Below are 8,577 nucleotides of genomic sequence, written 5' to 3' on the forward strand. Positions count from 1 at the left end.
GCGTAAGAGGTGCTGACCTACCTGACCCGGCGGCCTCCCCGCCATTCCCTGCCGCATCCGCGCGTGCCTGTTTCTCGGGCAGTACCGGCGCAACTCTGCCGATAACGGGATGCGTTAACGACAGAACGGGCGAAAACATCGTATTTCTGGATTTATTCCGTGGGAAACCTATGGCGCGGGTGCCGGCGCGCGCATAAAACCGTGAGGGGGATGTGATGATTTCGACCCGTGTATTGGATCAGGAACGCGATTGAAGACGGGCGTAGGACGCCCGCGATTTGAGGTGACGAACATGTTGAAATTCGTGGAGCGACTGACCCGTCAGAACAAGGCCACGATCTTTCTGACGCTGGACTTGCTGCTGCTTCCGGTCGCGTTGCTGTTTGCCCTGGTGCTGCAAAACATGCCGGTCTCTCCCCTGGTTCTGCTGGGGCAGATGCTGCCGGTGCTGCCCTATATCCTGCTGCTGGCGGCGGGGCTGTCCTATTGGCTGGGGCTGCCGCAGGTGCAGCTGATCGCCTATGAACGCCACGCGGTGAGCCTCACCGCGCTTCTGGCCACCGTGGTGGCGGCGGCCGAGGCCGGGCTCTGCGCGCTGTTCGGCCCGGAACTGCCGTTGGGGGTGCATGTGGTCTTTGGCCTCAGCTACCTGCTGATGATGGTGGCGGCGCGGGCGGTGATGTTGCAGATGGTGCTGGCGCTCTACCGCCGGGCGCGGCCGCGGGCGCGGGTGCTGATCTATGGCGCCGGCAATACCGGCACCCAGCTGGCGCAGGCGCTCAAGGCCCATGATGGGATCGATCCGGTCGCCTTTGTCGACGACAACAAATCGCTCCAGGGGCTGACGCTGGTTGGTTTGCCGGTCTATGCGCCGACCCGGATCGCCGAGGTGGTCAAAGGGCGCGACGTCAAACGCGTGCTGCTGGCGATGCCCTCTCAGAGCCAGCCGAAACAGACACAGATCATCCAGCGCATGCAGAAGCTGGGGCTGGAGGTGCAGGCGCTGCCCTCCTTTGCCCAGCTGATCGGCGAGGAGGCGCTGGTGGACAAGCTGACGCCGGTGCCGCCGCAGCGGTTCCTCAGCCGCGACGCCTGTGATGTGCCGCTCCAGGCCTGCGCCCAGTCCTATGCCGACCGGGTGGTGCTGGTGTCCGGGGCCGGGGGATCGATCGGCTCGGAACTCTGCCGCCAGATCCTGGCCTGCCGCCCCAGCAAGCTGGTGTTGTATGAACTGTCGGAGCTGGCGCTTTATACCATTCACCAGGAACTCTCCCAGCAGCTGGAAGACGCGGATATTCCGCTGGTGCCGGTCCTGGGGTCGGTCACCGATCCGCGCCAGGTGCGCCGGGTTCTGGAGCGGCACCGGGTGCAGGTGGTGCTGCATGCCGCCGCCTATAAACACGTGCCGCTGGTGGAGGCCAACCCCCTGCCCGGTCTGGCCAACAATGTCTTTGGCACCCAGACCCTGGCGCGGGCGGCGGCGGAATACGGCGTCGAACGCTTCATCCTGATTTCTTCCGACAAGGCGGTGCGCCCGACCAATGTGATGGGCGCCTCTAAGCGGATGGCCGAGCTGATCGTGCAGGATCTGGCCTCACGCTCCGGGCCGCAGGGGGATGGGTCTGCCGGCCGCACGGTCTTTACCATGGTGCGGTTCGGAAATGTGCTTGGTTCCTCGGGGTCGGTGATCCCGTTGTTTCAGGAACAGATTGCCCGGGGGGGACCGGTCACCGTCACCGACCCGCGGGTCAAACGCTACTTCATGACCATCCGCGAGGCGGTGCAGCTGGTGCTCCAGGCCGGAGCCGAGGCGGCGGGGGGCGAGGTCTTTGTGCTCGACATGGGCGAGCCGGTGTCGATCCTGCAACTGGCCCGCCAGGTGATCGAGGCCGCCGGATATCAGGTGCGCGATGCGGCGAACCCCGACGGGGATATTGCCATCGACATCATCGGGCTGCGCCCCGGCGAGAAGATGGAGGAGGAGCTGACGCTCTCCACCGAACTGACCACCACCGCCCATCCCAAGATCTTCTGCGCCCGCGAGGCGGTGCTGTCGGAAATCGAGGTGGCCGCCCTGATGCGGGCGCTGCGCCAGGTGGTGGCGGCGGGCGATGGCGCCGGTGCGCGGCGGGTGATCGCGCGCTGGGTCGAGGGCTATGTGCAGCCGCAGGAGGACCGCAAGATGTCCTGAAAAGCCACAGCGGCCCAGAAAGCGGCACCCGCCCGTTGAACGGGGCGGGCAACTGGGGCAGTAAGCAGGAAACACCGGTGCCACCGACGGGCCGGACGACAGGACAGATGACGGACCAAGGATACCCCCGCCCGTGACACGCCGCAGCCCCCGGACGCCCCAGCGCGCCGCGCCTTTCTGGATGGTCCTCGCGCTTGGTAGTGGCCTCGCGGCGCCGCTGATGGCCGACACCGACACGCCGCAGGGCTTTGCCTGGCCGGAGACCCCGAGCCTCAATTTCTACGGGATGCCGGGGCTGATCGACATGCCCACTGCCGAGATGATGCCGGATGCACAATTTGCGCCTTCGGTTGCCAGTTTTGCCGGTATCACGCGGATCAACTTGCTGGCGCAGGCCTTGCCGGGCGTTATGGTGGGGTTTCGCTATACCGAAACCAAGGACCGAAATCTCTTTGGGTTCGGGGATTACTACGACCGCAATTTCGATGTGCGGTTCCGCCTCTGGGACGAAGGGCGCTATCGCCCTGCTGTTGCGGTGGGGTTGCAGGATTTTGCCGGCACGGGGATTTACAGTGGGGAGTATCTGGTTGCGACAAAGCACCTGACCCCCCGGTCGCTGCCGGGGCGGCTCAAGGTCACCGCAGGGTTGGGCTGGGGGCGTCTCGGCTCCAGCGGCAGCATCGCCACGCTGGGTGATCGGGGCAGCTTTACCGCCGGGGATACCGGCGGCGAATTGTCCACTGACCAGTGGTTCCGCGGCGATGTGGCGCCCTTTGCCGGGGTGGAATGGACCTATGGAAAATGGGGGGTGAAGGCGGAGTATTCCTCGGATGCGTATGTGCAGGAGACGCAACAGGCCAGTGTGTTCGAGCGCAAGTCGGATTTCAATTTCGGGGTGGAATACCAGGCCAGCCGGCAGTTGCGCCTGGGGGCCTATTACCTCTATGGATCGGAATTCGGCATCACCGCCCAGATACAGACGAACCCGCGCCATCCGGCCACGCGCATGCAGCTTCCGGCGCCGACGCCGGTGGTGCCCCGCAGCGTCTGGGCGCAGGATGAGGCGCTGTGGACCGAGAGCTGGGCCGGCAGCCGCACGGCCCGCGTCAAGACCCGCGACCTCCTGGCCGAAGCGCTCCAGCAGGACGGTCTGATCCTGGAAAGCGTGACGCTGGAGGGCACCCGCGCCGAGGCCCGCATTCGCAACACCCGCTACCTGTCGCAATCGCTGGCGGTGGGGCGCACGGCGCGGGCGATGGCGCGCAGCCTGCCGCCCTCGGTCGAGACCTTCCGGATCGTGCCCACCTCCGGGGGCCTGGGGCTGTCTGCGGTGGAGATCCGCCGCTCCGACCTGGAGGCGCTGGAGTTCTCGCCAGAGGCGGCGGATGCGATCTGGGCGGTGGCCGCGGTCAAGGATGCCGGTCCGGTTGCCTCCGAGGCCCTGGTCTCGGAAGAGCTCTATCCGGCGTTTTCCACCTCCTTCACTCCCTATACCTCGCCGTCCTATTTTGACCCGTCGGTGCCGTTCCGCATCGATTTCGGCGTCGATCTGAAGGCCAGCTACAGCCCGGCGCCGGGCTGGAAATTCGCAGGGGCGCTGCGGCAGCGGGTCTGGGGCAATGTGGCCGATGGCCGTCCGGGCAACTCGAAGCTGCCGGCGGTGCGCACCGATCAGCATGAATACGCCCAGTTCGACACCACGCTGGAGCAGCTTTATGGCGAACGGCGCTGGACGCCGGGCCGCAACCTCTATGCGCGCGCCTCGGTGGGGTATTTCGAAAGCATGTATGGCGGGCTGTCCGGGGAACTCCTGTGGAAGCCGCCGAACAGCCGGCTTGGCCTGGGGGCGGAGCTGAACTATGTGCGCCAGCGCGATTTCAACCAGCGGTTCGGCTTTCGTGACTATGACGTGCTGACGGGGCATGCCTCGGCCTATCTGGAGCTGCCGAAGAACTACCTGCTGCAGGTGGATGCGGGCCGCTATCTGGCCGGTGACATCGGCGGCACAGTGTCGCTGACCCGGACCTTCAATAATGGCTGGCAGCTGGGGGGCTTTTTTACCCTGACCAATGTCTCGGCGGAGGACTTCGGCGAGGGTTCCTTTGACAAGGGGATCAAGCTGTCGATCCCGCTCGGCTGGCTGCTCGGCCAGCCCTCGCGCAACGCCTACGGGCTGACCATCCGTCCGGTGCAGCGGGACGGGGGGCAGCGGGTGTCGGTGCCGGGGCGGCTTTATGGCCAGGTGCGCAGCGCCCACCGCAAGAGCCTGCAGGAACAACGCGCGAGGTTCTGGGAATGAGACATCTGCTGCGCCACATCCCGGCGGCGCTGCTGGGGCTGACCGTGCTGGCCGGCTGCGCCCGCGGGCCGGAAGACACGCCGCTGGAGCTGGAAATCGGCCAGGTGCTGCGGGAGCAGCTGCCCTGGGGCAAGGAAAAACCGCAGCCGCCCACCCTGACGCGGGTGCTGCTGGACAGTATCGAGGAGCCACATCTGGAGGTGGTGATCGAGTCGGAGGATCTGCGGGACTACGTGACGTTGCAACTGGCGCGCCAGGACGACCTGCCCGGGCGAATCGAGGTCTGGCGCACGGTGGACAATATCACCTTCGGGTTTCGCGACGGGCTGTTGATCTCCACCCGCGGGCTGCGCGGCACGCTGCTGTCCGCCGACGTGCCGGCGGACGGGCAGGGACCCAGGGGACCGGCAGGCGGGGGCCAGCGCAGCTATGAGTTCCGCGGCGATGACAGTGCCTCCTACCGGGTGCGGCTGGCCTGCGAGGTGAAAGACCTTGGCGCGCATGAACTGGAGATCGTGGGGCTCCGCTATGCCACCCGCCATGTGCAGGAACGCTGCACCGGGCCGCAGGGCGGGCATGTCGTCAATGACTACTGGGTTGATTCCCGCAGTGGTCGTCTGTGGCAGTCGCGGCAATGGGCCGGGCCGGAGGTGGGCTATATCCGGTTGCGTCAGGTCGTGATCTGAGCCGCGGGGGGCAAAACCTTGCCGATATGGCCGCAGGGTGTCGCGTTTTTTGGGCAACGGCGAAATAAAAACGAAAAAGCAAGGATCTTGATGCTAGGCAGGGCGTTGAAAAGAAACGGGGCCTGACTTAGGGTCCCTGCGAGGATATCCCATATCTCCACAGGAGTTTTGAAGACATGAAGAACATTATCGCAGTTTCCGCGCTGGCCATCATGGCCGCAACCGGTGTTGTTGCCCAGCAGCAGGGTGCTGCTGCTGGCGGTTCCGGCGCCGGCGGTGCCGGTGGCGCAGCAGGTGCAGGTGCAGGTGCAGGTGCTGGCGCCGCAGCAGGCGCAGGCCTGGGTGTTGGCGGTCTGGGCGCAGCGGGCATCGCCGCCGCAGCCGTGGCCGCAGCGGCCGTCGTGGCTGTCGTTGCCAACGATGACGACGACACTTCCACCACCACCACCACCGACTGATCTGCGGCAGGCCCCGGGGTCGCTCCCCGAGAGGCTGTTATGCAGAATAAAATCGAAACGGGTCCCCGCCGGCGGGGACCCGTTTTTTGTATGTGATTCTGTCTGTGGCCTGGGCCCGCGGGCCGGTTAACCGGGCGTGCGCCCTGTTGGGCGCGTTTTCAGAGGAAACCTGCAGGATCGGGGCAGATTGCCTGCAACCGAAGGATCCTGCCTCATGTCTCCGACCTCGCCCCAGCGTTCCGACCGTCTTGACCTGCCCTATCTGATGCCCGCGCAGGCGCAGAAACATGTGACTCACAATGACGCGCTGCAAACGCTCGATCTGGTGGTGCAGCTGGTGCTTGAAGAACTGGCGCGCGAGACGCCGCCCGTGGCCCCCGGGCCGGGCGACATCTATGCCATCGGCGCCAGCCCTGTCGGCGCCTGGGCCGGGCAGGGCGGGCGGCTGGCCGCCTGGAGCGATGGCGCCTGGCTGTTCTTCGATGCCGCCGAGGGCTGGCGGGCCTGGGCACGCGACAGCGCGCAACTGGTGGTGCGACAGGGCGGCAGCTGGAGCGCCGTGGAGGCCGAGGTGCGCGACCGGTTTGGTGTGGGCACCAGCCCGGATGCGCAGAACCCGCTGGCGGTTGCCGGTCCCGCCACGCTGCTGACCCATGCAGGCGCGGGCCATCAGTTGAAGATCAACAAGGCCAGCGCCAGCGATACGGCAAGCCTGCTGTTCCAGTCCGGCTGGAGCGGCCATGCGGAGATGGGGCTGGCGGGTGAGACTGCCTTTTCCCTCAAGGTCAGCCCGGATGGCAGCTCCTGGACTGAAGCCCTGCGCGCCGATCCTGCCAGCGGTCACCTGAGCGGGGCGGCGGTGCAGGCTTCGGCCAGCGATACCACCGCCGGGCGGCTGATGCGGGCGGACTGGGGCTATGGGCCGGGCAATCTCTTGGGGACAGTGGCGCTGTCGGGCGGGGGGCCGACCGGGGCGGTGCTGGAGCAGGGCAGCAATGGCGATGGCGACTGGCTGCGGCTGGCCGACGGCACCCAGATCTGCTGGGCGGCGCGCAGTGCCGGCAGCAGCTGGAGCTTTCCGCAGGCTTTTGCAGCCTCTCCGCTGGTGACCGTGACCAGTCAGGAGGCGTCCGCGCGGATGGTGGCGGCCACGGGGGGCAGCGCCACTGCGGTGACACCGGTCAGTTTTGACAGTACCGGCGCGCCCCAGCCGGGGGACAGTGTGGCCTGCCTGGCGGTGGGGCGCTGGGATTGACCCGGCGGGGGCTTCGGATCAGTCGACGACACCGAGACGGCTGAAGATGCCGAAGACATTGCCGAACAAGTTTGCAACTGTCAGCGCGTCATTGATCGGGCTTTCGGTGGCCATGACCAGATCGCCGGGGTTGATCTGGAAGTTGCGGGCCGAGAACAGCCCGTCGGCCGAGGTCAGATCCAGGGTGAAGATCACCCTTGTCTGGCGCGGTCCCCGGACGCCGGGCGCCACTGCGGAGGCCGGGTATTCGCGTAGGATCAGCAGCCCTTTGGGATCGGCGCGCCCGTCCTGAATACCGCCGGAGATCGACAGCGCATCCATCGCCGAGACCTCATCCTTGGTGAAGATATGCAGATCCTCGGTGCCGGTGGCCCCGAACGAGAGGAAATAGCGCGCATCCTCCTCGACAAAGACCCGGTCGCCGCCGCGCAGCAACGTGTCCTTTTGCGGATGGTTGAGCAGGCTGTCCACCGAGGTGCCATAAAGCCGCCCGCCGCGCATCAGGCGGATCTGCGGATTGTTGAGCCCGGCGGCAATGCCGCCGCCGGCGGCGATCAGCCCCATCACCGAATAATTCCGATCCGGCATCGGATAGGTGCCGGGGGTGATCACGCCGGAGACCAGATCGACCGAATTGTTGCGCCCCTCGGTCATGTCGAGTTGCAGCTGGGCGGAGGGCACGATGCTTTCCAGCTCCTGTTGCAGCTTTTCGCGCGCCAGCTCCGGAGTCATCCCGTTGACGTTCACATCCCCCACATAGGGCAGGAAGACCGACCCGTTGGCCGCCACACGCACATCCTGCAACTGCACCATCTTCTGTCCGTTCGACGTCAAAAGAGAACTGGTGTTGTTGTCCCAGATCTGCATCGACAGACGATCACCTGGCCGGATGATCTGGGTCTTGGGGCCCCGGCTGGCATTGATCCAGGGCAGGGTTTCCTGTTTGCCGGTGGGCGGCCAATGCGCCACGGTGGGCAGGAAAGCCCGATTGACCGTGTAGAGCGCAAAATCCGCATCCGCATCGCTGGCCGAGGCCAGTATTTCCTCGCTGGCAGGGGCGCCGCCGGGCAGACGGGCGCAGGCAGCGGGGAGAAGGGCGGTGGCGAGGGCGGCAACCAGAAGCGGGAGTTTCAGCATGAAGTCCTTGTCCCGATGGCAGTCGGGGCGCGTTTGTGAATATGTTGCAGGCACCATACTGGTGGGGGGAGTATCGTCAATGATTGCCCCCTTGCAAACAGGATCCAAGAGCAATGACCCGCGCGCCTGTGACATTCCTGCTAACGCCCCTTGTGCTCGGGGCCACCGGCCGCATCGGGCGGGTGCTGCGGTACCGCTGGGGGGCGGAGGCGGCGCTCTGGCAGACGCGGCACCGGCAACCGGGGGCACAGTGGTGTCTGTGTGATCCGCTTGGACAGCCGGATGTGTTGGTGTCCACCGCACAGGCCGCGGGGCAGATCCTCTGCCTGGCCGGAGCCGTGCCGGGGCGCGGAGGCGATCTGGCGGACAACACCCGGCTGGCGGAAGCGGCGGTGCGGGCCGGGGCGGCGGCGGGCGCGCGGGTGGTGCTTGTGTCGTCGGCGGCGGTCTATGGCGCGGGGCAGGGGCCCTTGACGGAAGAGACCCCGCTGACCCCGGCCAATCCCTATGGCGCGGCCAAGGCCGAGATGGAGGCGCGGGCCTGCGCTTTG

7 protein-coding genes are annotated in these 8,577 nt (G+C 66.5%); 6 read left to right on the forward strand and 1 reads right to left on the reverse strand.

Annotated elements, in window-relative coordinates; genetic code table 11:
- Nucleotides 1-292: 292 nt before the first annotated feature.
- From MHM97_RS21795 to MHM97_RS21815, 5 genes are all read left to right on the forward strand, one after another.
- Nucleotides 293-2,191: a polysaccharide biosynthesis protein gene (locus MHM97_RS21795; protein WP_239325597.1), complete on the forward strand. Its 1,899-nt coding sequence runs from the start codon at nucleotides 293-295 to the stop codon at nucleotides 2,189-2,191.
- A 133-nt stretch (nucleotides 2,192-2,324) separates the two neighbouring features.
- Nucleotides 2,325-4,490, forward strand: coding sequence for a YjbH domain-containing protein (locus MHM97_RS21800; protein ID WP_239325600.1), 2,166 nt, complete (start codon nucleotides 2,325-2,327; stop codon nucleotides 4,488-4,490).
- Nucleotides 4,487-5,176 carry a YjbF family lipoprotein gene (locus MHM97_RS21805; RefSeq protein WP_239325603.1) on the forward strand — a complete coding sequence of 230 codons (690 nt, stop codon included), beginning with the start codon at nucleotides 4,487-4,489 and terminating at the stop codon, nucleotides 5,174-5,176. The genes MHM97_RS21800 and MHM97_RS21805 overlap by 4 nt, the downstream gene beginning before the upstream one ends.
- Before the next feature lie 176 nt (nucleotides 5,177-5,352).
- Nucleotides 5,353-5,634, forward strand: coding sequence for a hypothetical protein (locus MHM97_RS21810; protein WP_239325618.1), 282 nt, complete (start codon nucleotides 5,353-5,355; stop codon nucleotides 5,632-5,634).
- A gap of 214 nt (nucleotides 5,635-5,848) precedes the next feature.
- Nucleotides 5,849-6,889, forward strand: a complete 1,041-nt coding sequence (locus tag MHM97_RS21815) for a DUF2793 domain-containing protein (RefSeq protein ID WP_239325607.1) — start codon at nucleotides 5,849-5,851, stop codon at nucleotides 6,887-6,889.
- Nucleotides 6,890-6,907: 18 nt separating this feature from the next.
- Here the strand turns inward: MHM97_RS21815 and MHM97_RS21820 are convergent, their stop codons facing one another.
- Nucleotides 6,908-8,026 (reverse strand): polysaccharide biosynthesis/export family protein, encoded by a 1,119-nt coding sequence (locus MHM97_RS21820; protein ID WP_239325611.1) that lies wholly within the window; start codon nucleotides 8,024-8,026, stop codon nucleotides 6,908-6,910.
- Between the two features lie 113 nt (nucleotides 8,027-8,139).
- On the opposite strand from MHM97_RS21820, the gene MHM97_RS21825 reads away from it, so the two are divergent.
- Nucleotides 8,140-8,577, forward strand: a 438-nt coding sequence (locus MHM97_RS21825) for an NAD-dependent epimerase/dehydratase family protein (RefSeq protein WP_239325614.1), incomplete at its 3' end; no start/stop codon positions are given.

Source organism: Epibacterium sp. Ofav1-8, assembly GCF_022348185.1.
GTDB lineage: Bacteria > Pseudomonadota > Alphaproteobacteria > Rhodobacterales > Rhodobacteraceae > Epibacterium.

Excerpts from the sequence above, each read along its gene's own strand:
- MHM97_RS21795 (WP_239325597.1), top strand. The coding sequence starts at position 293 with ATGTTGAAATTCGTGGAGCGACTGACCCGTCAGAACAAGGCCACGATC.
- MHM97_RS21805 (WP_239325603.1), top strand. The coding sequence starts at position 4,487 with ATGAGACATCTGCTGCGCCACATCCCGGCGGCGCTGCTGGGGCTGACC.
- MHM97_RS21810 (WP_239325618.1), top strand. The coding sequence starts at position 5,353 with ATGAAGAACATTATCGCAGTTTCCGCGCTGGCCATCATGGCCGCAACC.
- MHM97_RS21815 (WP_239325607.1), top strand. The coding sequence starts at position 5,849 with ATGTCTCCGACCTCGCCCCAGCGTTCCGACCGTCTTGACCTGCCCTAT.
- MHM97_RS21820 (WP_239325611.1), bottom strand. The coding sequence starts at position 8,026 with ATGCTGAAACTCCCGCTTCTGGTTGCCGCCCTCGCCACCGCCCTTCTC.